Genomic DNA, 25,898 nt, shown 5'->3' with positions numbered 1-25,898 from the left:
GCTGCTTATTATATATCAAGATTTTACGGTAAAATATAGAATACTTAATAAAGCCAACATGAATTTTTTTAATTTTTTTCTACGATTAATACCTGCAAGTAAACAATCAATTCGGGGATTACGTTTCGCATTAGATGATATGGCCTTTGTACAACAAATAGTTCTGTTTGTTATTGCGATTAGCCTACTTATTTTTTTGCCGATATCAATTGAATTAAAACTGTTTATTTTATTCTCGCATACCTTATTGTTGATTGTGGAGTTGCTAAACACAGCGGTTGAGAAAACTATTGATAGAATCAGTCTAGATTTTAATGAGCTTTCTAAAAAAGTTAAAGATATGGCCTCAGCCGCAGTCTTTATTGCATTACTTCTTGCGCTGACCTTCTGGGTAATTGCCATGTATCAACTACTTGTTCGTTAATGGCGCATTTAATATATTTTGTTTTTGTCCCACTGCTACTTTTTCTCACCGGAACTATATTAGGGTACTATTTTCCAAAAAAAATAAAATATCTAAGTTTTATTGCTAAAATAGTTCTTACGAGTTATGTTTTAGGTCTAATAGTTTTTGAATATGGATTGGGAAACCCCTTATTTTTACTTGCTTTAACACTACTGCTGATCCAATTTCCAACCGCACCACTCGACGACACCACTAACGCTGCTACTACGTTAAGATTCACAAAGTTTATTTTTGCAGGTATGTTTTTAGTAGGAGTGGTTATTGGATACCTTGCTCATTTGTTCTTAAATATATTCCTGTTATAGTTCATTAAGACATGATCAAATTTTTATTCACTTTCTTTTTCTGCGTTATTGCTCAGTTGAGTATATCTGTAAATGCGAGTGATAGTATTATTATCAACCCCAATGAGATTGTGACCGATTTTCAAGACCTTATTGACGAATTAAAAACCCGTAATAGTAACGATGTGTCCAAGTATTTAAAGGAATTATTTCAAACGATATCTCCCCAACTGCAGTCGAAGTCTTTTGCAACAATGGATGCTGATAAAGCGTTACAATTTTATTACTCTCTGACAAAATTTATTTTTATTGCCCAAGCCTATCAAGTGCAACAAGATGGTATGACCGATCTTAATTCAATTAGAAACTATATTGATTTTGGCAATGAGTTTAAAAAAAGATTTACTCATGAACCTAAGTTCAAATTTTTACTTGCATGTGTCAAAGCACAATTTATTGCATATTTACTTGAAAGTAAATATGTTTATCAATCTGATATTATTTATAAAAAATTAATTCTTGAAAGCGAAGATGAAGATGTGCTCGAATGGCAAAAGGGATATGCGGATCTGTTAACTTTTATCGAATTTTCTATTATTCAAACTAATATCAGTAATCAGCAATACAATAACTTATCTAAATACCATAACAATATTATAAATCGCTATGAAAATTTTCCAGCTGACCATTATTTAAAGAAAATCGCGCTAAGTTCTTCACTTACCATGATTAATTATTATGTCACTAGTAGTGGTAAAAAATATGATTCTATTTTCATGATACCAAGAACAATTAAAGACAATTATGATAGGATAATTTCTTTAACCCAAGACTCATCCTATCAGCAACTACCACTTAGAGCCACCTCATTAATGTTGTCAGTGATAAGTAACAGCACTCCTGAAACTAGAAAATTCAAGAGTGATGTGTATCAGAAATTACAATCATCAATTCAAAAATCTATGAATTGCATTTCAGACAATACACAGTGTTTGATTGACACCTTCACAATTTATACAATACTGATTTCGGAATTTACTGCAATTGATGTGGAACCGGTCATTGATAAAGAAGTGATTCGTTGGCAAGAAGAAAATAAACAATTCATTGAAAAAATCCTTACGGAAGTTCTTTCTAAAACAGACCTTGTTCGTGAGTTGGCTCCACTACACGCACAAACAATCTACAAATTAGCAATGACATCTTTAGACCATCAAAAAGACCTAAGTATTCCAAAAATGCTACTTAATAAAATTAAAGAGCTTAGAACTACAACTAAAAATGCAGAGTTCGCTGGAAGTGAGTTGAGTTTAAGAATTGCTTTATTACAAAAACACCTAGCTAATTCCGGAGATGGAGCAGTCATCACTGATTTACTAAAAGAACAAAGCGTTTTTGATCAAGAGTTTAAGAATGAAGAAAATTATATTTTAGAAAGTGTTAGAATTAGATCGCAGGTTGTAAAATTGGCTGTATCACAAAATAATACAGTGTTGCTTAATTATACGCTTTCCAGCCTTTCCAATTTTATGACCTCAAAAAACACCTCAATTAGAACATTGATTGCTTCTGCGTACGCCCAATATTTTTCTTATGCGATCTCAAACCCAATATTACCATTTAGGGATAAATTTGAGCAATTTGAAAAATTTCTCATACCAGAAAATGAAGAAGAGACGATTATTCAAATTGACTCAAAAATCAGACAAATGCTTGGATTAGCTATAATCAATCATTGGAATCAATTTGATAAGCCAGAGCAATTTTTAGGGAGTTTATTGCGTGGTTTTACCACATATTTGACCATTGAACCCATCAGAGCTTACCTTTTAGCACAGGAAAAAGAATTTAGACTGGTCGTTAAAGAAAGGTGTGTTCAATGTAGTAAAGAATTTAAAGATAAAAATATAATTCGAATAAGGGCAATACAAAATACCGACTGATAAATAATATTTTGAACGCTACTTTGCGGTTTCTTTTGGCTTGGTAGTTTCTTTTGGCTTTACTTTAGATACTTTTTTCTTGCTAGGTTTTTTTACTGCGGGATCTTCTTTTTTAATATCAGGATTTTTAATATCGGTATTAAACAATACGGTTTTTTCCTGATCAGATCTACTGATTTCTTCTAGTTCTTTTGAGCGAGCGTCGGAGTCTAGACTTCTTTCTCGTTCGGCTTGTTTCTCAGAGTCGCTTAAACTTTGGTTGAGTTCAGCTTGAGCGGCTGCAGCAGCTTTTGCATTGCGGTCTGCGAGTTCTCTTTCTTGCTCAAGCTTTAAGCCCTGTTTTAAAATGTTTACTTGCGAGTTTTTATCAATTAGTTCATTTGATTTAATAATACTTACAATATTTTGAAAATCAATCTTCTTTTTATCAGCTAAAAAATATACATACTCAACTGAATATGGAAATAATATTTTATCCCCAAGTCCTTCCGAGCCTTTTCTAAAAAAGCCATCAACAATTAACTTATCATTTGATTGTGAAAATGATATTACTAAATCGTCCATCGCTCTTGTAAGCTTTGCCTCACTAAAACTCAGAGTCTGTGCGATTTCAATAGTGTCAGTACTTTTGATTTTGTGGTAATTATAAATATGATCCATACCAGAACCTCTTCCAAATAAGTACACGTCGTTACCCTCACCACCTTCTAGGAAATCTTTTCCAGCTCCGCCATCTAATCGGTCATCACCTGGTCCACTGATCAACCGATCATTGCCAGTACCACCAGAAATTAGATCATCACCTTCACCACCAAGTAGCATATCATTACCACAACCACCATCTATAAGATCAGTGCCAGTGCCAGCTATAACCACATCGTTACCACTACCTCCATAAAAAGTATTTCCGCCGTTACCACCATAAAACAAATCATCATCAGTTTCATCAAGAGTTGAGTTACATGTCTCATTTAATGGGTCAGCGCCGTAAACCACATTATTAACCCCTCTGCCAAAAATCACATCAGAAAACCCACCTCCGTAAATTGTAGCGCTACCTTTAGCAGGGCCAACTAAAAAATTAGCCTGTGATTTACTTCCTAATATTTTAGTATCGCGAAAACTTGCTAGTAAAACCATCCAATCACTCATGCTTTTTATGTATGGATCGTTGAATTCTCTATCAAAACTAAATTCTTTATTTAAAAATTCAAAACCATTCCAACTATGCTTAGTTAAATAGTTCAAAGATCCTAGTATAAAATCAACTATGGTAATAAACCCTTTCGGGTCAAATCCTCTGGTTTGTAAGGATAATAAATTCTCAAATTTCTTAAAATTAATGACTTCTGCTTGTAAGTCTTCTTCAAATGCGCTCGCGAAAGCAAAATATTTTGTTTGTAAATCTATTGATTCCTCAATGCTCTTTTGAAGTGTGCTGTAAGTTTTATTTACTTCTAATAAGAAATCTGGACGAACTTGTATTACTAATGACTGGTCTTTTTCCTCAAGAGAAGTGATGGAGACCTGACCAATTGCTCCTTTAAAAGTGTAACCAAATATTTTCTCAATAGCCTGTATTTTTTTTAGAAAAAGTTCATATTCTGGAGTTTGTGGAGCAACAGAAGTGATTGCGTACTCTAGAGAGGCTTTAAATCCTTTACCCTGCAACGCAGAAACCTGTTCTAAAAGTGATTGCTTGTCAGAGGTCTGGATTAGTTTATCAAAAAATTGACTAATTAATACCTCTCTCTGTTCTTCATTGGTTTCTTTGATTATGGTGTTGATTATAGGTATAAATGAATTATCAATTGTCGCAAGCTCCCTTAAATCTCTAATTCTTCCAATGCCACTAATATTAGGAATTAGCTTTGCTTCCTCGCTAATTTCTATTGAATTCGTAATAGATCTGTACCTAGGATTCACACCAAAATTCATATCAATCAAATTGAAAGTTCTTTCATTGCCTCTGTTTCCAGCGTTTGCGTATTTAAAACTTAAGCCAGTTAGTTTTAAAGGAGATGTTGCTAATTGCTCATTACCATGCCCATACTTTATGCTACCAACTTGATTTTCGAGATTTAGAGCTAAGACCTGCAATTGTTTTAAAGTAAACAATTCTTCTGGCTGTGATGCCCCATCGTTGTTTTTGTCAATCCAAATATATAGTGATAGATAAACTGAATCTTTTTCATCAATTAAAAAGTCTTTATTTGTGTCATACTGAGATAATGCTTGAAAACCACTTGAAGCATAGTTCTCTCCAACCTTGGTATTTCTCCCAAAAAGCTCACCACCGTTATCAATTATTCCATTTTTATTAAGATCTAATGTAAGAATACCTACATTTTGGGCTGGCCAATACATGTAGGTTTTATGACCGTCGTTTTTTATATCAAAAAAGACCTGTTGTCTAGAAACTATATTGTAGACATCTCCACTTAGGTACAGAATTAGAAAGTCTTCAGCGTAAAATCTATCATCTTCACCAGAAAAACTGGTATTACTAAAACCGATAAACCCAATCAAAACAAACGCAACGAGTATAGAGAGTTTATGCAACATTGTGTAAAAGGTTTTCACGTAGCGCTTATTATATCAAATTTAGTCAGTTTTTATTAACCTTACGGGTTAGTTAATCAGCAATGGAGAGGGCGCTCTCGAATAATAACCCTAAATATTCTGATGCTTTAATTAAAGGTTCGATTTCTCCCGTCGTGCTTAGTGATAATGAATATATTCCTTTTTTCTTGGGTTGTTGATGTGGGTAGTTGCTTAACAATCCTATGGCGTGCCTACCTACTGCTTCACTAGAATCAATTATAGAAATTTTTTTTCCGTTTGAATGCAAATAATTATTAATTTCATTTTTAAGGTAAGAGTAATGAGTGCAACCCAAAACTAAAGTATCTACATTGTTGATTAAGCAAGAATCTAGGTGGCCATGGAGGAGCTGTAGGTCATCTAATTGAAATTTTTCAACCTGCTCAACTAGCCCATTTCCAGCTCTTAGATAGAAGTTGTATTTCTGTTCAGCGTTATTTTCGTCGATTAGTTTCTTAAATCGCGCGCTTCGTATGGTGTTATGTGTGGCAAGAATTGCTATGGCATTCGTCTTTGTTTTTTTTAATGCTGGTTTTATTCCAGGCTCTATCCCAATAAATCGAAGTTTAAACCTGTTGCGAAGACTATCAATAGCAATTGCAGTAGCGGTGTTGCACGCTACAATAATACATTCAACATGTTTTGAATATAGAAAGCTACAAATTTTCTCACTTCGATCTTTAATGAATTCAGGTGACTTATCACCGTATGGAATGTGTTTTGAATCTGCATAGTATTCAATATGGAGTGAATCCTCACCACTAAGCAAATATTGCACCACTGACAGACCGCCTATTCCTGAATCAAAAACTCCAACTCGTATCAATTAAACACCTTATTTTTATATAAAATCAATTGCATGGTATAATTTTATCACTTTATAAATACCGCCATGAAAAAACATTTTTCATTTGTAGAAATAGTACGCCATGGCGACGCAGGGGTTTTAGAGCTACGCACTAAAGAGCTACATACTCCACTTGCAGGCGAAGTGTTGATCAAACAGAAAGCTTCCGCAATAAATTTTATTGATGTGTATCATCGAACCGGCTTTTATCCGCTTCCGTTGCCTCATGGAATTGGAGTGGAAGCTAGTGGAGTGGTTGAAGAAGTCGGCACAGGAGTTACTCAATTTAGACCAGGAGATCGGGTCGTTTATGTTTCTAAAATTCCTAAAGCGTATGCAGAGTATTCCTATGTTCAGGAAAATGAAATAATTCAAGTTCCTGACACTATTAGCTTGATTGAAGTGGCGGCGGTGTTCATGAAGGGGCTTACCGTTATAGCTCTTTTTGATTACATAGAAAAAATTACCCCAGGATCTGTTGCGTATTTGACTGCAGGTTCGGGTGGGGTGGGGCTACTTGCGTGTCAATATGCGCGCCATCAAGGTATTGATTTAATCGCAACTGCCTCAACAGATGAAAAATGTCAACGCATGTTGCATCACGGAGCAAGATTTGCAATCAATTATAAAACCGAATCAGTCATTGACCGAGTCATGGAAATAACCCATGGCAGAGGTGTGCCTATTGTCTTTGACTCTTGTGGGGAAAAAACCTTCAATCAATCAATGCAACTTATCCAACCACTTGGCACTTTTGTATCATTTGGCAGTTCAACAGGTGCCGTACCCCCAATTAATATACAGTTGCTTGCAGAGCGCGGATCGGTTAAAATAACCCGAGCTTCTGTTTTTAATTACATAGCTTTAAGATCAAGATACATACAAATGTCCAATAATTTATTCTCAGCAATCTCCCAGAAAGAGATACAACCAACTATTAATCAACGATACAAACTTTCAGAAGCACATATCGCTCATAGCGATTTAGAATCTAGAAATAACACTGGTAGTTCAATTCTAGAATTTTAATGTCAGAAGCCTCAGCAAATATTATTCGCAATATTGCGATCATTGCTCATGTTGATCATGGCAAAACTACATTGGTAGATTCATTACTTAAGCAATCAAATTCTTTGCAAAGAAAAATGGCTTGGAAAGAGAGAATTATGGATTCCAATGATCAGGAGCGTGAACGAGGCATTACCATCTTAGCGAAAAACACAGCGATTGATTGGAATGGATTCAGAATTAATATCGTTGATACTCCAGGACATGCGGATTTTGGTGGGGAGGTAGAGCGAGTGCTTTCTATGGTAGATTCTGTTCTGCTTTTAGTTGATGCCATTGACGGACCAATGCCACAAACTAGATTTGTAACTCAGAAAGCCTTCTCTTATAATCTTCGCCCTATTGTTGTGATTAACAAGATCGATCGAGACGGCTCAAGACCACATTGGGTCATCGACCAAGTATTTGAGCTATTTGTGAAACTAGGTGCAAGTGATGCACAGTTGGATTTTCCTATAGTCTATACTTCTGCGCTTAAGGGTCAAGCGGGTTTTGAAATTGACTCTATTGCCCCAGACCTTACCCCGTTATTTGAAACTATAATTCAAAAAGCGCCTCCGCCAGAATCATCAATAAATGCACCACTTCAGATGCAAATCTCCGCACTTGATTACTCAAATTTTGTAGGGATAATTGGGTTAGGTAGAATAAAAAATGGAAAAATTACAACTAACCAATCAGTAACAGTTGTATCGCAAGATGGAAGTAAAAAAAATGGAAGAATATTACAGATATTGGGATTTAGGGGGCTTGAAAAAGTTGAACAACCTGAAGCGCTTGCTGGTGATATTGTTAGCGTTTCTGGAATCGAAAAACTTACTATTGGCGACACAATTTGTGACCCACAAAATCCACTACCTTTACCGCCACTCACCGTTGATCATCCTACGCTTAGAATGAAATTCTGCGTTAATGACTCGCCTTTAGCTGGAAGAGAAGGTAAATACCTTACCTCTAGGCAACTAGCCGAGCGCCTAGAAAAAGAACTACTTCACAATGTTGCCTTGCGCGTAGAGCAAGGAAGTTCTTCTGATGAATTTGTTGTTTCAGGTAGAGGCGAACTCCATCTTTCCGTTCTTATTGAATCAATGAGAAGAGAGTCATTTGAACTAGCCATTTCTAGACCAGAGGTTATTATTAAAACTATAAATGGTGTAACGCAAGAGCCTTATGAACAATTGGTTATTGATTGTGAAAATGAGCATCAGGGTTCAATCATGGAACTGCTTGGGTGGAGAAGGGCAGAGCTACAACAAATTACTTCTACTATTGGTAATAGATTACGTTTGGAGTTCTCTATTTCTTCAAGAGGACTGATTGGTTTTAGAAATGAATTTCTTTCGGCAACTTCTGGATCGGGCATCATGACTCATATCTTTGATAGATACGACACCTTTAATTCATCAATAGACCTACAAAGAAAAAATGGAGTTCTCATTTCTATGGCTGATGGCAAATCACTTGCCTATTCATTATTTTCACTCCAGGAACGAGGTAAGTTATTTATTGGACATGGGATCGATGTGTATGAAGGAATGATTGTTGGTATTCATTCCAGACAGAATGACATAGCCGTCAATCCAACTAAAGGGAAAAAACTAGATAACATGAGAGCAGCAGGTAGCGATGAGAATATTCTCCTCACTCCTCCCCTTAATTATTCACTAGAACAATGCATGGAGTTTATAGAAGAAGACGAGCTTGTAGAAGTAACTCCAAAATCATTACGACTTAGAAAAAAATTCTTAACTGAAAATCAAAGAAAAAGATTTTCAAAATAACAAAAATTTTTAATTAATATGTAATAAATACACTTGACAAAAGTGTTTTAGATATGTCAAAATCTTGAAAGTTAAATACAGGAGGTTTTTCATGAATAGATCAATTAATTTTTTAATCACAGCAATAGTATCTTTAACATGTACAATTGCGTTTTCTGCAGATAAGACAACGCTTGAAGAGGTGGTTGTTTCAGCAAGAAAAACAACAGAAACTTTACAAGAAGTCCCACTTTCAATATCAACTCTAAGTTCAAAAGACTTTGAGAATCTCAACATCCGTTCAATTGATGACTTTGCAAAATTCACTCCAGGCCTGTCTTTCTCCAATGCCTTTGGTAGAGCGACTGAGCGACCTGTTATAAGAGGTTTATCTAATGTCCTAGCAGGAGTGCAATTCGGCGTTGAGTCTGGCGTGTCGTACTTTCTTAACGGTGTTTATTATCCTGGTGATATACAATCAATCGACTTAAGTTCGATTAAAAGAATAGAAGTTGTTAAGGGTCCCCAATCAGCACTGTATGGAAGAAATACATATTCTGGCGCAATTAACTACGTAACAAATGAGCCCGATTTTGAAAAATTTTCAGGTAATGTAAAAGTTTATCTTGCAAACCACAATGAAAAATCAACAAATCTTTCATTAAATATACCGGTATCGAATAACACCTCTATTGGAATTACAGGTCGTAATTTTAGCTATGGCGGTGAATGGAAAAACCAGATAACACAAAAAACCATTGGCCAACAATCTACCACTGGAGCATCAATTGTTATTAACCATAATTCAAGTGATATTTCTGTTAACTATAGATACTTAAATACTGTTGATTCAGATGGAACCAGACCATTTGCGTTTATCGCACCTGCTTCTGGAAATTGCCCTGCAAAAGTTGCTGGAAACGTTAGAGCTTATTGTGGTGAATTGCCAAGTACATTAATTTTCGCTTTAAACGATGAATATGATGTTGACGGCGTTGCAAATCCATACTATGGGAAAAAATCGTCGCAAAGTCATTCAACTGCTGACTTAATTCCTGATGCAGTTAATCTAGAAAAAGGAATTGCTTTTTCTGGAGTTGATCGTAATGTCGAGTTAAATATTTTAAATATTGTTTATAAGATCAATAAAAGCATTGATTTAAATATATCGCTATCACAAAAATTTGAAGAATTAAGTACGGGATCTGATTCAGATCATTCCGCATACAATCTTCAAAATTTTGCTAGAACTGACTTAAGGTCGGGAACCAGTGCTAGCCCTGTTACTCCTGCATCAACTACTACCTGTTGGAATATTTCTTGTGAGTCTATATTCGCGGATTCAAGCAAGAAAGAATTTGACGATAAAGTTACTGAAATTAGAATTCAATCAAATGAGAGCTCGGATATCAAGTGGATTGCCGGTCTTTATAATTATGAACGAAGAATTGAACAATTTGATATTGCCTTTCAAACAGGTCAAGAGCCAAATGTAGCCAATAATAAACTTTGGAGATGTGAAAATCTAGACGGTACTTTAGCTGATTCCGAGTATAATTCTTCAACTCGCACCTACCTTTGCCCTCGACTAAGTGCAGTTAGTTTTTATACTTTAGCTCATGGTTATAAGCAAAATAAATCATCACTTTCTAATGATGCGATCTATGCAATGATTGAGTTCGAAGCTGGTGATGGAGTTTCACTTTCTTTTGAAATTAGAAATCAGAAAGAAACCAAACATCAAATTGAATACAGAGAAGATGGAGGACTAAATGGCAATATACTATCTACTAATAGAAACAATATCTATAATTCAAATAGATTAATTGAAAAATCAGATTATTCTGGTGTGGTTTCATTTAATCAAAAGAAAACTTGGGAAAACACTCTTCCTAGAATCACATTAAAATATCAATCTGATGAATATAATAATTTGTATTTAATTTATTCTCAAGGGGTAAAGGCAGGTGGTTTTAATGGTACTTTAGGTAGGTTTTTATTAAACGGTGTGGAGCAAGATCGCTCTGAGTACAAACAAGAAACTTCGGTTAATTATGAATTAGGCTATAAAGGGGTTTTTGATGATGGTAAAACTTTATTCAGTTTGTCTTTATATAAAAACGATATAAAAGATATTCAGACTTCTCAGGCACTCTCAGCGATTTTACCTGGGGGTAGTAATACAACTTCTATAGTGGTAAATCAATCTAACGGTTTAACACAAGGCTTAGAAATCGAATTAAAAGCTATTGTTACAGATTCAGTGTCTATTAATTTTAGTTATGCCACAGTTGATGCGCATTTTACTAGTGGGTATGACCCAGTATTAGCTCAGGTTAATTTTATACAAAATGGATGCACAGTGGTAGCAACTACAAATTTCTTAACAGGTAATCCTACATGTGGTGGTGTTGAATTTACTGGAACTGAGGCTCAAGTAAAGCAATATGGTTCTATTAAAAACAAAAAATTTGCATTTGTGCCTGAATACACCGCTTCACTCTCAATTAATGTAAATGAAGAAATGGATACTAAATCATCTATCAATTATTCGTTATCTGCTACTTTTGAAGATAAAAAGTTTACTCAAATTGATAATTTTCAATATGTTGGTGCAGTGACTCTGCTAGATTCAAAAATTTCATTTATTATGGATAAAGTTACTTTATCTATCTTCGGAAAAAATATTTTGAATGATACTACTCCCATTTTAGCCACAAGGTGGTTTGAGATTGGTGCTGCTAGTTCAGGCGCAAATCCAACAACTGGGTCAAGAGGTAGGGCGTATTTTGTTGCTCCACGAAGAGGTGCTTCGTATGGTATTGAGGTAAATTATAATTTCTAATTATAATTAGTGTAGGGAAGCCAGCTTGATATGCTGGCTTTTTTATTTGTGGGTATGCTTGTTTAAAAATATGAAAAAATTAATTAATGATTTAAGTTTAGTGATTGCAGCTGATCGCTTGTTGGTGGGTGATATGATTAGTTCAGTGTATTATTCTGATGTGTTTTATGAGGTTAAGGATGTGAATGTGGTTGTTATGGTCGCTTCTGCTGAAGAAGTTGAATTGGTGGTTAAGTGTTGTATTAGGTATAAGATTGGTATTCTGAGTCGTGGTGCGGGTTTGAGTTACACTGGTGGGGTAGTTGCTGAGGGGTTGGTTGTTCTTGATATGAGTTTGATGGATAAAGTGTTGTCTGTTGATGTGGAAAATGGGGTGGTGGTAGTTGAGGCTGGTTGTAGTTGGAAACATTTGTTGGGTGAGTTGTCTGTGCATGGAGTGAAGACTAGGTTTTGGGGAACATTGAGTGGAATACATGCTACTGTTGGTGGTTCTCTGAGCCAGCATTCATTGTTCTGGGGAAGTGCTCGTTATGGTTGTAGTGCAGAGTCTGTGTTAGGGTTGGAAGTAGTATCTGGGTTGGGGGAAAAGTTAAATGTTGGTTGTTTGGGTAATGGTAGCGCTGCTTTTCGTTGGTTTGGAGTAGATTCTTGCGGTCTTTTCCTCGGTGATTGTGGTGCGTTTGGTGTTAAAACTAAAGTTGCTTTAAGATTAGTTTCAGACTCTCTTTATACAGATGGTGTTTCATTTGAGTTTAAACATCGCTCATCTTTTTTGAAAGCCTTACAGGCTGTGGCAAATTCAGGGATTGGAACTGAGGTGGTTGGCTTTGATCCTTTACTACAACAGGCAAGATTAAAACGAGAAAGCTTAGTGTCTGATTTGAAAGTGGTTAGTGAAGTTGCTAAACATGAAAAGTCAATTTTACGAAGTTTATGGTCATTGCTTACTTTTGCGTTTTATGGCCGAAGAAAGTTTAGCCCTGATTGTTACCAATTACATGTATTAAGTGAGCAATATAGTAGAGCTTCGCTAAAAGAAGATATCAAGCAATTACATTCACTTGCTTATGCTCATGGAGGAAATAAGCTCCCCACCATTATACCGAAAGCACTTCGGGCCAACCCTTTTAGTCCTTTAAATAATATGCTTGGGCCACAGGGCGAACGATGGTTGCCAATTCATGGGATCGTAGCACATGGCGATGCCGAAATTGTATGTAGCGAGCTTGCTGATTTATTTGTTATGCATGCTTCTGAAATGCAAAAATATAAAGTTACCTATTCTATTTTATTTAGCGCACTCGGTTCTCAAGGCGCTGTTATAGAGCCAGTATTTTATTGGGAAGATGAATTGTATGCTATACATGCAAAATATATTGATACCGGATATTTATCTCGGCTACGTAAGTTTCCTGCTAATCCTGATGGTAAATTATTGGTTTTACATTTAAAAGATAAAATTATTGCTATTTTTACTAAGTACCATGCGGTTCATTTTCAAATTGGTAGAAGCTATCCTTATTTGGTAAAGCTAGCACCTAGTAATGCTAAACTTGTTCGGGATATTAAAAATATTCTTGACCCACACAATGTAATGAATCCAGGGGTATTAGGACTTTAATCAATTATCCAATGTTGGTAGGTATTTCCCTTTCGTGAAATAGTGCCTTGAATAGGTGTTTTTTTCCCTTCTATTAATGATTTTAAGGTTTCTACTATGATAGGGAAAGCTAGTTGATTAAATGGTATTTCATTGAGATTTACCCAGGATAGAGAGGCAGTTTCATCGCAATATTCCTCGGTTTTTGTATCACTAACATAATGATGATACACAACAAAAATCTGATTACTGGTAGGTAAATTATATAAAGCAAATAATCGCGGGTTCTGTATGTTTACGCCTGCTTCTTCTCTAGTTTCTCTGATGCAGGCCTCTTGAAGTGTTTCGTAGTTTTCCATAAAGCCTGCAGGATAGGTTAAAAAACCTTTGCGTGGCTCAATATTTCTTTCGCAGAGTAAAATTTGCTCATGGCATTGAATAATACAACCGACTACTATTTTAGGGTTGGTGTAATAAATGGTATTGCATTTTTTGCAAATATATCGCTCTTTGGTGTCATGGGCAGGTATTTCAAAAACCATTGCATCTGAGCCACAGGAAGAACAATACTTCATTTTAATGACTCATAGATTTTTTTAGCGATTGGCTTACTAAAATCAACACCCATCTGATCAAATGAATTAATCTGAAGCAATTTACCAAATAGAAAGGTGCGTAGTTCATAGTAGCTGATTAATGCCCCAAGTGAAAATGGATTAAGAGATTCCAATTGGATATGTGATGATGGTTTATTCCCTGGGCAGTTTTTTTCTGGCCGAAGATCGTTGTGGCCATCTCGTAATGCAACTTGTTGTGCTCGTGCATGAGCAAGTAGCCAAAGGTGATTATCGGTAAGTGAGTGTTCGGGTTTTTTAATGGTTATAAATTCTGATGGAAAAAGATGGGTACCTTGAAATAAAGTTTGGAATAATGAATGCTGGCTATCAGTACCCAATCCCCCCCAAATTATTGGTGCTGTTGATGTTTTGATTTTTTTTAATGAAGTTGTAATAGATTTTGAATTGCTCTCCATCTCTAATTGTTGAATGTAAGGTAACAATAGCGCAAGCCTGGTTTCGTAAATAAATATAGCCCTTGTCTGATATTTTAATAATGTGTGATAGAGGTAATCTAGCATTGCTGATCTCAAACTTGGATTTTTGTTAAGCAGTTTCTTTTTCGTAATCTCATCACTAGCTTGCGCTCCCTCAAGTAATTGAAGGTAAGCGTTTTTTCCAAAGAGTGATTGAAAGATAAATGAAACTGGGGAGAAAATGCTATATCGGCCTCCAAGCCAGGTTGGGTAGGTAAAAATAGAATCAATATGAAATCCATTAGTTTTGGCCAGCTCTGGGTTTGCGGTTATGGCAATAAAATCTTCCTTGTGAAAAGATTTTTTCCATTTTTTTAATATGGATAAATTTTGAAGAGTTTCGTTTGTCGTAAATGATTTTGAATTTACAATTACTAAGGTTGTGTCAGGTTTTGAATTTGAAAGAGCATGTGCTAATGGGTGGCCGTCAACATTTGAAATAAAATAAACGGTGTAAGACTTCGTTATTTGTGGTTGTTGGTAGCTTAAGGCATTGCAGAGTAACTGTGGCCCTAGTGCGGACCCACCAGAACCTAAGTGAATAATAGTTTCGATTTTTTGTTTTGCGTGTGATTGATATTTTTTGGTAAATAGCAACTCAGCAGTGGATAGAGATTTAGATATTTGAATTTCACCTTGTATCTGTAACTCTAGATTTTTCTTAATCCGCTCTATACTGGCTGATGATCTTATTGAGGTAAATAATACTGGTAGTTTTTCAGTGCTATTAAATTCAAGCCCCTTAAATAATTTGGTAATAGCATCGTATATGGCACGCTTTTTTAAAAATGATTCGCATAGCCGTAAGCTGACGGAATCTATATGTAGGTTATTGGCATAGTAATTAATCGCAGGGTGATTATGTGATATTAATAATGATCTCTTTCTTTTTTGATTGTTATGAAGTTTTGCAAGTCCAAATCTAATGATTTTTCTAGTGTGACTTAGAATTGCTTGTTGATTGGTATCCATAGTTTTCTTATGTATTATTATAGCCTTGCCATGTTAGAATAAAATTTTAATATATAATTTAATCTATTACAACACAACCTCACCATTTGTTTTTTACCGACCCACTTAGTTGTATTGTCGCAAGCCAGTCATTGTTACATGGCGACCGGGTAGAGTTTGTCACTAGCTCTGAAAACTTTAATCAATCTTATGTCATAGATCCATTAAAGGTACCACAATTACTTGAATCTATGACTGACGAATTGACCATATTGTTCGTTGCGTATGCTGAAGTTTCCTTAGCGGATGAAAAACTAAAAACGCGGATCAAGGATTCTTTATCTCGTTTTAGAAAAGGGGAAATATCTTTTGGATTACAATCTTTGATACAAGTATCATTTATAAGATTAGAATGCGTAACGCTATCCAGCATTCAAAAATTAATTCGTTCTTGCTTTGACCATAATGAATCACCACTCTCTTCATTGACACTTTCGCGTTGTTTAAGCTGCCAAGATAGGTTTTTATCTAAAGAGCTGGCGCATCAGGTAATTGAACAAAAAATCAACCAAAGATTGTCTGCATTAGGTAAAGAGGATTCTGACTCAAATATATGGATATATGATTTTCCAGAGGGTACTTTTCACTCGTTATATATGTTTGCTAAACAAATGTCAGTGCGATTTGCAAAATGTATTGTTGCTAAAAACCAAAAAGCCTATGCCTATTACAGCGTTTATGAATTAAAAAATTACGATGAAATAAGTTCTAATAGTGTTTGGTTTGCTTCAACTTCATTAGGTGGGTTTGGTCTCGCTAAGCACACTACGAGATTTTCAGCTATGTTTTCAAATAGTAAATTAGTATCACCAGTGCTTGTTAGTGAGCTAACTCCTCGGTATCTTACGGTATCGGAATTTGAAATTACTGAATCCAGACTCTATGAAATCGCGCTAGCTGAGCCCTATGGATTGGGAAATCAGGATCCAATAATTGTTTTTTCCTGCACCATTTTTGATTATTACCCTGACGGTAAAGTTATTACTATTGTGTTCTTAACTAGCAATGGGGAAACCTTAAAAGGATTTATATATAATAGTGACCATTCTAAACAACTACTCCGTCATTCGGTTGGTGAAAAAGTTACTGTGCGCGCAAGAATTGTTTTTTCTACCGCTTCTTCAACACCACAATTGGCATTGGTATCAATAGAATAAAAATTAAATGTTAGAAACAAAAATAACTCTTAAAGAACTGCACACTCGCAGTGTGCACTTAGGCAAAAGAATAGAGTCATATTGTGCTATGTGTAATCAATCGGTAAAAGAAGATCGGCTAAAAGCTATAGTAACTCAGTTAGAAAATTCAGAACACTGGGAAAATTTTCAACTTCTTAAGGCTTTAAATCAGGAAAAAGTTTCTATAGAACTTGCCCTTACCGTAATGAACTCCCTACGAGTCAATCATCAGTATCTTTTGGATTTTATCTCATTATCGTTGCAGGAAAATGATGAGTCGTCTATTGAAACTTTACGAGAAGACTACCAAAAATTAATTACACATCTTGAAAAAGAAGAATTACACCTGCTTTTTTCCTTGCCCCATGATTCACATAATGCGTTTTTAATTATCAAGCCTGGTGCTGGTGGCACCGAAGCCCAAGATTGGGCAGAAATGTTGTTAAGAATGTATTTGCGTTGGTCAGAATCGCATAACTTTACCACCACCTGTACTGATATGCAAATGGCCGAAGAGGCAGGTATTAAACACGCGACCGTATTAATAGAAGGGTTCAATGCCTATGGGTGGTTGCGCACTGAACATGGTATTCATCGTTTGGTGCGTAGATCTCCATTTGATTCAAATAACAAAAGACACACTTCATTTGCTTCTGTATCAGTTTTGCCAGAGCTAGATGACTCGGTAGAGGTAACCATTTCTCCAGCTGATTTGAGGATTGATGTGTATCGAGCAAGTGGTGCAGGAGGGCAGCATGTTAATAGAACTGAATCTGCAGTTAGAGTTACTCACCTTCCAACTGGATTAGTAACACAATGTCAAAGTGATAGATCACAGCATAAAAATAAATCTACCGCTTTAAAACAACTGCGCACACTTCTTTATAATCGTGCGCTAAAAGAAAAACAAAATGAAGTTGATTCAATGAAGGAAGAGCAACATGATATAGAATGGGGGTATCAAATACGATCCTACGTATTGGATCAGTCTAGAATTAAAGATTTGCGCACTGGATTAGAAATAGGCAATACAAAAGCTGTACTTGATGGTGATTTAGATGCTTTTATTATTGCATCGCTTAAAATGAATGTATCAAAACTGCATGAAACAATTGATGAATAAAAAAACTTACATACTATAACTTGCTATGGATGACTCAAACCATTTATTTAAAGACAGGTTAGATAAGATCAAACAATGGTTGATTGATTCTCCGTACCCTAATAATTTTAGCAGAACAACCGAAGCTGCTGAAATACCAAGCTTATATCAGTTAGGCAATGTTGAAAAATCTTACTCGCTTGCCGGAAGACTAAAAGCTAAGCGAGTTATGGGTAAGTCTAGTTTTTTTGTACTAGAAGATTATAGTGGGACAATTCAGCTCTATCTTTCACATGCTGTACTTGAAAATTATGATAGCTGCGTGCATTTTGATGTTGGGGATATTGTGGGAGTACAGGGTACGATCTTTGTTACTAAAACCGGCGAGGTAAGTTTAAAAATTACTTTTTGCCAACTCTTGAGTAAATGTCTGATACCGCTCCCAGAAAAATACCATGGATTAAAGGACGAAGAATTACGGGTTAGAAAACGATATCTTGATTTAATCATGTCATCAGAGAGAAGAAACTTGTTTAAGACGAGATCCTCGATTGTTACTGAAGTACGAGATTATTTGCACTCATTGGGTTTTTTAGAAGTTGAAACACCCATGATGCATCCGATCGCAGGTGGGGCAAGTGCAAAACCCTTCGTAACATTTCACAATGAGTTAGAACAAGAAATGTTTCTTCGTGTCGCCCCAGAGCTCTATTTGAAAAGGTTGATTGTGGGAGGTTTTGAAAAAGTTTTTGAGTTAAATAGAAATTTTAGAAATGAAGGGGTGTCGACTAGACATAATCCAGAGTTTACTATGGTGGAAATGTACCAAGCCTATGCTGATTTTAACGTTATGATGGATCTCTGCGAAAGTCTTTTTGCCCATGTAATTAAAAAATGCACTACCCAATCATTAGGTCAGACACCGTTATTCCCATGTAGGAGAGTTACTATGGAAGAAACTGTGGAAACAGCTTGCCCTACGCTAATAGGAAAAACTAGAGATACGCAAGCGTTACTATCGTATTGCTTGACTCAGGCAATTCCAGTTGAGTCTCATTGGGGTAGTGGAAAATTACTTTGTGAAATTTTTGAAAAAAAAGTAGAGCACACCTTACAAGCACCAACTTTTGTGACTCATTACCCGCTTGAAGTTTCACCACTTGCGAGAACCAATGATGATGATCAGGAAGTAACCGATCGCTTTGAGTTCTTCATTGGTGGTAGAGAAATTGCCAACGGATTTTCTGAGCTTAACAATCCAATTGATCAAGAAAATCGTTTTAAACTGCAACAACGGTTAAAAGAAACAGGTGACAGTGAGGCGATGCCTTTTGATCAAGATTATATTACTGCATTGCAATACGCTATGCCACCAACCGCGGGCATGGGAATTGGTATTGATCGTTTAGTTATGGTGTTAACTAATAGTCCTTCAATTAGAGATGTTATTTTGTTTCCTTTGGTTCGTCAAGACCAATCTTAAGCGCTAAGTAACTTGCATAACCAGTAAATGTTGATGGGCTAATATCTTTCAGTATATTTTGTAAATTATATTTTATAAGCATGTCTTGGACATCGTCTTTGGTAAGTTGTTTTCCTCTGCTTTCTTTTTTGATTATATCATAAGCATTTTCAATGCCTATTTTTCGCATAGCAGTTTGAATTGCTTCGGCAATGACTTCCCAATGATTATCAAGTTCTTTTGCCATTAATTCTTTATGAACCGAAACTCTAGATAGACCGCTCAGGAGATTGGAAATACCTAAATATATATGTGAAACCGCCACTCCAAGATTTCTCATTTTAGTAGATCCTGATAGGTCTCTTTGGAGGCGAGAGCAGGGAAGTGATCTGGAGAGATATTGCGCCATACAAATGCCTAGTTCTACATTTCCTTCTGCGTTCTCAAAATGGATAGGGTTAATTTTATGAGGCATGGTTGATGAACCAACTTCGTTTTTATTATTTTTAAGTAATAAGTAACCATAGCTACAATATAGCCATAAATCAACACAGGCATCCTTAATTATTGTTCCAATACTAGATAGATGTGAAAGAGCTATTGCAATATCATCATGAGAAGCAATTTGAGTTGTGTATTGAATTGGAAGTAATCCAAGATTGGAAATAAATGTGTTATGACTGCGGATAGTTTTCTCTGCGTCTTTTTCGAATAAAGCAAAGGTTGCGTAGCTCCCACTTGCACCGGTAATTTTACCGTAGTAAGAACATGTACTAAATTGATTGCTTACGCGCGTCAGCCTGTCCGCATATACAGCCATCTCTTTTCCAAAACTTGTTGGAGTTGCGGCCTGTCCATGGGTACGAGCAATCATATAGGTATCATGTTGCTCATGTGCTAGAGCAACAAACACACCAATTAAGGTCTTTACTTGTGATTGTATTATTAGAGAAGATTCTTGCAAAATCAAGCTATAGGCAATGTTGTTAATATCTTCCGAAGTTAACCCGATATGAATTTTTGGCGCTATTGAAGCGAGATGAGCAGGTAGTGACTGAGCAATAAATAGTTCAGTCGCTTTTACATCATGCGCTGTGATTTTTTCAATTTCTTTAATTTTGTTTGCACTTTGAGTGTCGTAATTGATTACAATTGCTCGTAAGAAAATTTTGTCTTTTTCGCTTATTTCAGGAGATTGGAAAATCAACCACTCAATTTCAACGAACAATCTTTTTTTTATTAATCCATACTCACTGAATAGTAATCGCATGCTATCCGGAATACTATCATGGTACCTTCCATCGATTGGGCTAATTGCTAGAAGGGGATTCATCTTGTTTCTTTGAAAGCCATGTTATAATTTTACCTTATGGTAACGAAAAATATAAGAATAGAAAAGGATAGTATGGGCGAAATGGAGGTACCTCAGCATTGTTTATATGGTGCCACAACGATGCGTGCAGTACTGAATTTTCCTATAAGTGGAAAATTAATGCCAGAACCCTTTATTCGTGCGTTAGCAATCATTAAATCAGTGGCCGCTAAAACCAATCACCAACTTGGACAATTGGATAGTGAAAAATCTCAAGCAATTCAAGAAGCATGTGAAAAAATTATTCATAAGCAACTAGAAAACTATTATGAAAACTTTCCTATTGATGTGTATCAAACAGGTTCTGCCACAAGTTCAAATATGAATGTTAATGAAGTGATTGCAACACTTTGCAAACTGCAAAACATACCAGTTCATCCAAATGATGATGTCAATATGTCGCAGAGCTCAAATGACTGTGTGCCAAGTGCAATTTCTATATCTGCAACCATTGAGGTGTATCAATGCCTGTTACCCGCACTTACTGATCTTGAGGAAACCATAAGAAATAAGGCTTCCGACTTAGCGGAGGTGGTTACTACTGGCAGAACTCATTTAATGGATGCGATGCCGGTTACCTATAAACAAATTTTAGAGGGTTGGGCGGCTCAAGTTTCAAGTGCCAGGGATAGAATTACAGATAGTTTGAAGAGATTGGTGCAGATCCCTCAGGGCGGTACAGCAGTTGGCACTGGAATTAATGCCCACCCACAATTTTCTTTACTATTCTGTCAAAATTTAAGCGAGAAAACAAACATCACATTCAGTTCAATGCAGTCTAAATTTGAAGGTATGAGCGCAATAGATCATCCAGTTGAGTTGAGCGGTCAGTTAAACACTCTTGCGGTTACCTTGATGAAAATTTCTAATGATTTACGTTGGATGAATAGTGGTCCACTGGCTGGCTTGGGTGAAATCAACCTCCCGGCACTTCAGCCAGGTAGTAGTATCATGCCAGGAAAAGTTAATCCGGTAATACCAGAAGCGACTACCATGGTTTGCGCACAGGTTATGGGGTATCACCATAGTATTACGATTGCAGGTCAATCAGGTAATTTTCAGTTGAATGTCATGCTACCAATGGTAGCATATTCGTTATTAACTTCAATTGCCATACTGGGAAACTCAGCTCGATTACTTGCCCATCAGTGTATTAAAGGGTTTACAGTAAATCATGAAAAAATTAATGCCTCACTAAGCGCTAACCCAATACTTGTAACTGCGTTAAATTCGGTAGTAGGATATGAAACAGGGGCTAAAATTGCTAAAACAGCATATAAAGAAAAAAGACCTGTTATTGATGTTGCTTTGGAGTTAACCAAGTTGAGTAGAATAGAGCTAGAAAAATTATTAGACCCAATGAAACTTACTAAAGGAGGAAATCCATAACCTAATCGGAGACTTTATGAAAAATTCTTACAACACTAAAACTACTTTAACAGTGCATAATCGTGCATATAATTATTTCTCATTACCAAAGCTTGCTCAGCAGTACCCTTCTATTAATACTTTGCCATTTAGCTTAAAAATATTACTTGAAAACTTATTGAGAAATGAAGATGAGATTTCAGTTATGAAAAAAGATATAGAGTATTTAGCAAAAATTGATTTTAATGACTTCCAAGAACGAGAAATCGCATTTATGCCTGCTCGTGTTGTGATGCAGGATTTTACTGGCGTGCCAGCTGTTGTGGATCTCGCTTCAATGAGAGATGCTGTAAGTATGTTAGGGGGAGACCCTAAAAAAATCAATCCAATCGCACCGGTTGAATTGGTTATTGATCATTCGGTCATGGTTGATCATCATGGAAGCGCTCAAGCGCTTGATCTAAATAAAAAATTAGAATATAAAAGAAACCAAGAGCGATATGAGTTTTTGAAATGGGGCGCGAGTGCATTTACTAACTTAAAAGTAGTCCCACCGTCTACTGGTATCGTGCATCAAGTTAATCTTGAATTTCTTGCCAGAGTCGTCTTTCAACATACCAATAATAATCAAATAGATTTATATCCCGATACTGTTGTCGGCACTGATTCTCACACAACTATGATTAATGGATTAGGTGTGCTTGGATGGGGGGTTGGTGGCATTGAAGCTGAAGCAGTAATGTTGGGTCAGCAAATTAGTATGTTAATCCCTCAAGTTATTGGGTTTGAACTGAGTGGTAAATTGTCAGAAGGAGTTACATCAACAGATTTAGTTTTAACTATAGTAGAACTATTAAGAAAAAAAGGAGTAGTTGGAAAATTTGTTGAATTTTATGGAACTGGACTTTCAAGTCTTTCACTTGCTGATCGGGCAACTGTTTCAAATATGGCACCCGAATATGGTGCAACCTGCGGAATATTTCCTATTGATGCTGAAACAATTCACTACCTCACTTTAACTAATCGCTCACAAAATGATATTGAAGTAATTGAAGCTTACACAAAAGCACAACAATTATTTTATGACCCACTTACTAGTCAGAAATTAATGTTCCATGACACCGTTCGTTTAGATTTAGCGTCTGTTGTACCTTCAATTTCCGGCCCAAAACGCCCACAGGATAGAATAACTCTTACGCAAGCTAAATCTGTGATTCAAGAACATTTAGGTAATAACAAAAAAAGCGCATCGGTTAAGCTACGAAGTGGTAAACAATGTACTATTCAAGATGGCGATATTGTTATTGCCTCGATAACATCATGTACTAATACTTCAAATCCAAGCGTTATACTCGGTGCGGGATTGTTAGCTAAAAAAGCCGTTCAAGCTGGGTTACTCGTGCCCCCAACGGTAAAGACTTCGTTAGCTCCTGGGTCACTTACCGTGAGAGATTATTTGCAACGAGCTTCGCTTCAAGAGTATTTAGATGCGCTTGGTTTTAATATTGTCGGCTATGGGTGTACTACCTGTATTGGTAATAGTGGGCCTATTGATGAACAGATCTCAAAAGTAGTCCAAGAGGAAAAACTTTCAGTAGCTGCTGTGTTGTCAGGTAATAGAAATTTTGAAGGAAGAATTCACCCAGATGTAAAAATGAACTTTCTAGCTTCACCCCCACTGGTTGTTGCCTACGCACTTGCAGGCAGGAGCGATATAGATTTTGCAAATGAACCAATCGGAATTGTCAATGGAAAAAAAGTTTTCTTAAAAGATATTTGGCCTACAACTGCTGAGATTAATCATGTAATTGAAAGCTCGGTTACAAAAGATTTATTCCAGCAGGCATATCGCAACATATATGACGGTGATGAAAGCTGGAAGTCAGTTGCGACAACACATGGATCAAGGTATCAATGGAACAACGATTCAACCTATGTACAGAACCCACCATATTTTAAGAATATGACAATGCAACCACCTAAACTTCCGGAACTTACTGAGGTAAAGGTACTTGCAAAACTTGGAGATTCTATCACCACTGACCATATTTCACCGGCAGGATCAATAAAAGCACAAAGCCCAGCTGGGGTTTTTTTAACACAGCATGGTATTAATAAAGAAGATTTTAATTCGTATGGGTCTCGTAGGGGCAATCATAAAATTATGATGCGTGGAACCTTTGCGAACATCCGATTAAAAAACTTAATCGCACCTGACACTGAGGGTGGAGTGACAGTGTATCACCCAACTGGAGAAGTCATGTCTATTTATGATGCATCGGTCAAGTATCAAGAATCAAACACCCCATTATTAGTACTTGCCGGTAAAGAGTATGGAAGTGGCTCTTCTAGAGATTGGGCAGGTAAAGGTCCGTTTTTACTTGGGGTACAAGTGGTAATCGCAATTAGTTATGAAAGAATTCACCGTTCAAATTTAGTTGGAATGGGAATACTTCCTCTTCAGTTCAAACAGGGTGATTCAAGTGAGAGCGTCGGTCTATCGGGAAAAGAAACTTTTACCTTTTCTCAAGTCACTCAGGGTGCTAAAGAGTTAACTGTGACTGCGGTTGAGGGATCGCAAAAAAAAGTATTTAATGTTTTAGTAAGGATAGATACCCCTATGGAATGGGAATATTATAAAAACAGAGGTATTCTGAACTATATGGTTAGAAAGCTTACTGCTTAGTTAGTATTTGTGTAATTGTTTTCAGCCCTAGCAATAACTGAACCACCTAAACAGTGGGTGTCTTGATAGAATACGACACTTTGTCCCTGTGCGACGGCTCGTTGAGGGTTTCTGAAACTTACCTGTAATCCTCCATCGGAATGCTTGCTAATCTCGCATGATTGTTGGAGTTGTCTATAACGAATTTTGGCTTCGGCGATCTTTGGGGGGGCCGCATAGTTTTCTTTGTGTATCCAATGAGGCTGGTTCGTTATTAGCGTGTCGTAATACAGGGCAGGGTGTTCGCCTTGTACGACATAAATAGTATTTGTCCCGATATTTTTTTTTGCAACATACCAAGGTTTTTCTTTTGCGCCACTCACTCCACCAATCCCAAGTCCGGTTCGTTGTCCAATAGTGTATAAGACACTCCCCTCATGTTCTCCTATAATCCTACCACTTTCCAAGCATTTAATTTCACCTTTTTGCGTGGTGATAAATTTTTTTAAGAATGGCCGAAAATTTTTTTCACCGATAAAACATATTCCTGTGGAATCTTTCTTTGCGTATGTGTGCAATCCATGTAATTTAGCCAAGTCTCTAGTTTGAGATTTATGAGTTGTTGCTAAAGGAAACTTAATTATAGCAAGTAATTCTTCATTTAAGATATATAAAAAGTAACTTTGATCTTTCGATTCATCTGAGGCACGGTGTAATTCATATCTACCAGCAACATACTGAATTCGTGCATAATGTCCTGTTGCAATTGAGTCCGCACCAAGTAACCTTGCCTTTTCTAGCAACACCTTAAACTTAATTTCTTTATTACAAAACACATCTGGATTTGGGGTGTACCCCTTTTGGTAAGAATCTATAAAATCTAAAAAAACTTCACGGTAATATTCTTTAGTGAAATTACAAGGGTAAAAAGGGATATTTAAAAAAGTGGCTATTTGTCTTGCGTCTGATAAATCACGATCTTGGCTACATGGAGAAAATACCTCTTCTTCCCAGTTGGTCATATGCATACCAATGATATTATTTCCTTGATTGCGCAACAAGAGAGCGCTCACTGAAGAGTCCACTCCTCCAGAAAGTGCTACTGCGATAGTGCTCATTTTGATATTTTACCTGAATTTTAAGGGATTTATTTTTGAATTAATAGCAACTCACTCTTGTGCTCATTTGTTGTGCAAATTGTATCCGCACTTGGAGGAGGTTGGTTTATAA

Annotated in this window: 18 protein-coding genes; 12 read left to right on the top strand and 6 right to left on the bottom strand. The window is 36.3% G+C overall.

Going from position 1 to position 25,898, the window contains the following annotated elements; genetic code table 11:
* The first annotated feature begins 58 nt into the window (after positions 1 to 58).
* From QM538_01475 to QM538_01465, 3 genes are read left to right on the top strand one after another with little or no spacing between them, the layout of a single operon-like run.
* On the top strand, positions 59 to 424 hold the full coding sequence (locus tag QM538_01475; protein ID MDI9347160.1) for a diacylglycerol kinase: 366 nt from the start codon (positions 59 to 61) through the stop codon (positions 422 to 424).
* Positions 424 to 771: a hypothetical protein gene (locus QM538_01470; GenBank protein ID MDI9347159.1), complete on the top strand. Its 348-nt coding sequence runs from the start codon at positions 424 to 426 to the stop codon at positions 769 to 771. The genes QM538_01475 and QM538_01470 overlap by 1 nt, the downstream gene beginning before the upstream one ends.
* A gap of 11 nt (positions 772 to 782) precedes the next feature.
* On the top strand, positions 783 to 2,693 hold the full coding sequence (locus tag QM538_01465; GenBank protein MDI9347158.1) for a hypothetical protein: 1,911 nt from the start codon (positions 783 to 785) through the stop codon (positions 2,691 to 2,693).
* 18 nt (positions 2,694 to 2,711) lie between these two features.
* Here the strand turns inward: QM538_01465 and QM538_01460 are convergent, their stop codons facing one another.
* Together QM538_01460 and murI are read right to left on the bottom strand one after the other, a co-directional pair.
* Positions 2,712 to 5,276 (bottom strand): hypothetical protein, encoded by a 2,565-nt coding sequence (locus tag QM538_01460; protein MDI9347157.1) that lies wholly within the window; start codon positions 5,274 to 5,276, stop codon positions 2,712 to 2,714.
* A 52-nt stretch (positions 5,277 to 5,328) separates the two neighbouring features.
* Positions 5,329 to 6,123, bottom strand: a complete 795-nt coding sequence (gene murI / locus QM538_01455; GenBank protein MDI9347156.1) for a glutamate racemase — start codon at positions 6,121 to 6,123, stop codon at positions 5,329 to 5,331.
* Between the two features lie 66 nt (positions 6,124 to 6,189).
* Between murI and QM538_01450 the strand changes: the two genes are divergently transcribed.
* From QM538_01450 to QM538_01435, 4 genes are all read left to right on the top strand, one after another.
* Positions 6,190 to 7,173: a quinone oxidoreductase gene (locus tag QM538_01450; GenBank protein MDI9347155.1), complete on the top strand. Its 984-nt coding sequence runs from the start codon at positions 6,190 to 6,192 to the stop codon at positions 7,171 to 7,173.
* A complete protein-coding gene (gene typA / locus QM538_01445; GenBank protein ID MDI9347154.1) occupies positions 7,173 to 8,993 on the top strand; it encodes a translational GTPase TypA in 1,821 nt (606 codons plus the stop codon). The genes QM538_01450 and typA overlap by 1 nt, the downstream gene beginning before the upstream one ends.
* 91 nt (positions 8,994 to 9,084) lie before the next feature.
* Positions 9,085 to 11,817, top strand: coding sequence for a TonB-dependent receptor (locus QM538_01440; protein ID MDI9347153.1), 2,733 nt, complete (start codon positions 9,085 to 9,087; stop codon positions 11,815 to 11,817).
* 70 nt (positions 11,818 to 11,887) lie between these two features.
* On the top strand, positions 11,888 to 13,438 hold the full coding sequence (locus tag QM538_01435) for an FAD-binding oxidoreductase (GenBank protein ID MDI9347152.1): 1,551 nt from the start codon (positions 11,888 to 11,890) through the stop codon (positions 13,436 to 13,438).
* On the opposite strand, the gene QM538_01430 is transcribed toward QM538_01435, so the two are convergent.
* Both QM538_01430 and QM538_01425 read right to left on the bottom strand, forming a co-directional pair.
* On the bottom strand, positions 13,435 to 13,992 hold the full coding sequence (locus QM538_01430; protein ID MDI9347151.1) for an NUDIX hydrolase: 558 nt from the start codon (positions 13,990 to 13,992) through the stop codon (positions 13,435 to 13,437). The two genes, QM538_01435 and QM538_01430, sit on opposite strands and share 4 nt — an antisense overlap.
* Positions 13,989 to 15,482 carry a hypothetical protein gene (locus QM538_01425; protein ID MDI9347150.1) on the bottom strand — a complete coding sequence of 498 codons (1,494 nt, stop codon included), beginning with the start codon at positions 15,480 to 15,482 and terminating at the stop codon, positions 13,989 to 13,991. Before QM538_01425 ends, QM538_01430 begins: the two co-directional genes overlap by 4 nt.
* Before the next feature lie 86 nt (positions 15,483 to 15,568).
* Here QM538_01425 and QM538_01420 point away from each other — a divergent pair, with 86 nt between their 5' ends.
* From QM538_01420 to lysS, 3 genes are read left to right on the top strand one after another with little or no spacing between them, the layout of a single operon-like run.
* Positions 15,569 to 16,678: a hypothetical protein gene (locus QM538_01420; protein MDI9347149.1), complete on the top strand. Its 1,110-nt coding sequence runs from the start codon at positions 15,569 to 15,571 to the stop codon at positions 16,676 to 16,678.
* 7 nt (positions 16,679 to 16,685) lie between these two features.
* Positions 16,686 to 17,822 carry a peptide chain release factor 2 gene (prfB, locus tag QM538_01415; protein MDI9347148.1) on the top strand — a complete coding sequence of 379 codons (1,137 nt, stop codon included), beginning with the start codon at positions 16,686 to 16,688 and terminating at the stop codon, positions 17,820 to 17,822.
* Positions 17,823 to 17,847: 25 nt separating this feature from the next.
* Positions 17,848 to 19,284 (top strand): lysine--tRNA ligase, encoded by a 1,437-nt coding sequence (gene lysS / locus QM538_01410; GenBank protein ID MDI9347147.1) that lies wholly within the window; start codon positions 17,848 to 17,850, stop codon positions 19,282 to 19,284.
* Here lysS and purB read toward each other — a convergent pair.
* Positions 19,247 to 20,596 (bottom strand): adenylosuccinate lyase, encoded by a 1,350-nt coding sequence (gene purB, locus QM538_01405; protein MDI9347146.1) that lies wholly within the window; start codon positions 20,594 to 20,596, stop codon positions 19,247 to 19,249. The two genes, lysS and purB, sit on opposite strands and share 38 nt — an antisense overlap.
* 36 nt (positions 20,597 to 20,632) lie before the next feature.
* On the opposite strand from purB, the gene QM538_01400 reads away from it, so the two are divergent.
* Positions 20,633 to 22,024, top strand: coding sequence for a class II fumarate hydratase (locus QM538_01400; GenBank protein ID MDI9347145.1), 1,392 nt, complete (start codon positions 20,633 to 20,635; stop codon positions 22,022 to 22,024).
* A gap of 16 nt (positions 22,025 to 22,040) precedes the next feature.
* Positions 22,041 to 24,689: an aconitate hydratase AcnA gene (gene acnA / locus QM538_01395; GenBank protein ID MDI9347144.1), complete on the top strand. Its 2,649-nt coding sequence runs from the start codon at positions 22,041 to 22,043 to the stop codon at positions 24,687 to 24,689.
* On the opposite strand, the gene mnmA is transcribed toward acnA, so the two are convergent.
* Entirely contained in the window at positions 24,686 to 25,786 is a 1,101-nt protein-coding gene (mnmA, locus tag QM538_01390) for a tRNA 2-thiouridine(34) synthase MnmA (protein ID MDI9347143.1), read from the bottom strand. The two genes, acnA and mnmA, sit on opposite strands and share 4 nt — an antisense overlap.
* Positions 25,787 to 25,898: the final 112 nt, after the last annotated feature.

The sequence above is a fragment of the Candidatus Methylacidiphilales bacterium genome (genome assembly GCA_030054035.1).
Taxonomy (GTDB): domain Bacteria; phylum Pseudomonadota; class Gammaproteobacteria; order JASGCS01; family JASGCS01; genus JASGCS01.
The sequence above is the reverse complement of the archived record's forward strand: the minus strand, read 5'-3'. Positions and strand labels throughout refer to the sequence as shown.

What these genes read in the sequence shown, in the direction of transcription:
- mnmA (MDI9347143.1), bottom strand. Translation starts at nt 25,786, where the DNA reads ATGAGCACTATCGCAGTAGCACTTTCTGGAGGAGTGGACTCTTCAGTG.
- QM538_01440 (MDI9347153.1), top strand. Translation starts at nt 9,085, where the DNA reads ATGAATAGATCAATTAATTTTTTAATCACAGCAATAGTATCTTTAACA.
- QM538_01400 (MDI9347145.1), top strand. Translation starts at nt 20,633, where the DNA reads ATGGTAACGAAAAATATAAGAATAGAAAAGGATAGTATGGGCGAAATG.
- purB (MDI9347146.1), bottom strand. Translation starts at nt 20,596, where the DNA reads ATGAATCCCCTTCTAGCAATTAGCCCAATCGATGGAAGGTACCATGAT.
- lysS (MDI9347147.1), top strand. Translation starts at nt 17,848, where the DNA reads ATGGATGACTCAAACCATTTATTTAAAGACAGGTTAGATAAGATCAAA.
- prfB (MDI9347148.1), top strand. Translation starts at nt 16,686, where the DNA reads ATGTTAGAAACAAAAATAACTCTTAAAGAACTGCACACTCGCAGTGTG.
- QM538_01475 (MDI9347160.1), top strand. Translation starts at nt 59, where the DNA reads ATGAATTTTTTTAATTTTTTTCTACGATTAATACCTGCAAGTAAACAA.
- QM538_01435 (MDI9347152.1), top strand. Translation starts at nt 11,888, where the DNA reads ATGAAAAAATTAATTAATGATTTAAGTTTAGTGATTGCAGCTGATCGC.
- QM538_01425 (MDI9347150.1), bottom strand. Translation starts at nt 15,482, where the DNA reads ATGGATACCAATCAACAAGCAATTCTAAGTCACACTAGAAAAATCATT.
- typA (MDI9347154.1), top strand. Translation starts at nt 7,173, where the DNA reads ATGTCAGAAGCCTCAGCAAATATTATTCGCAATATTGCGATCATTGCT.
- QM538_01470 (MDI9347159.1), top strand. Translation starts at nt 424, where the DNA reads ATGGCGCATTTAATATATTTTGTTTTTGTCCCACTGCTACTTTTTCTC.
- QM538_01450 (MDI9347155.1), top strand. Translation starts at nt 6,190, where the DNA reads ATGAAAAAACATTTTTCATTTGTAGAAATAGTACGCCATGGCGACGCA.
- QM538_01430 (MDI9347151.1), bottom strand. Translation starts at nt 13,992, where the DNA reads ATGAAGTATTGTTCTTCCTGTGGCTCAGATGCAATGGTTTTTGAAATA.
- acnA (MDI9347144.1), top strand. Translation starts at nt 22,041, where the DNA reads ATGAAAAATTCTTACAACACTAAAACTACTTTAACAGTGCATAATCGT.
- QM538_01465 (MDI9347158.1), top strand. Translation starts at nt 783, where the DNA reads ATGATCAAATTTTTATTCACTTTCTTTTTCTGCGTTATTGCTCAGTTG.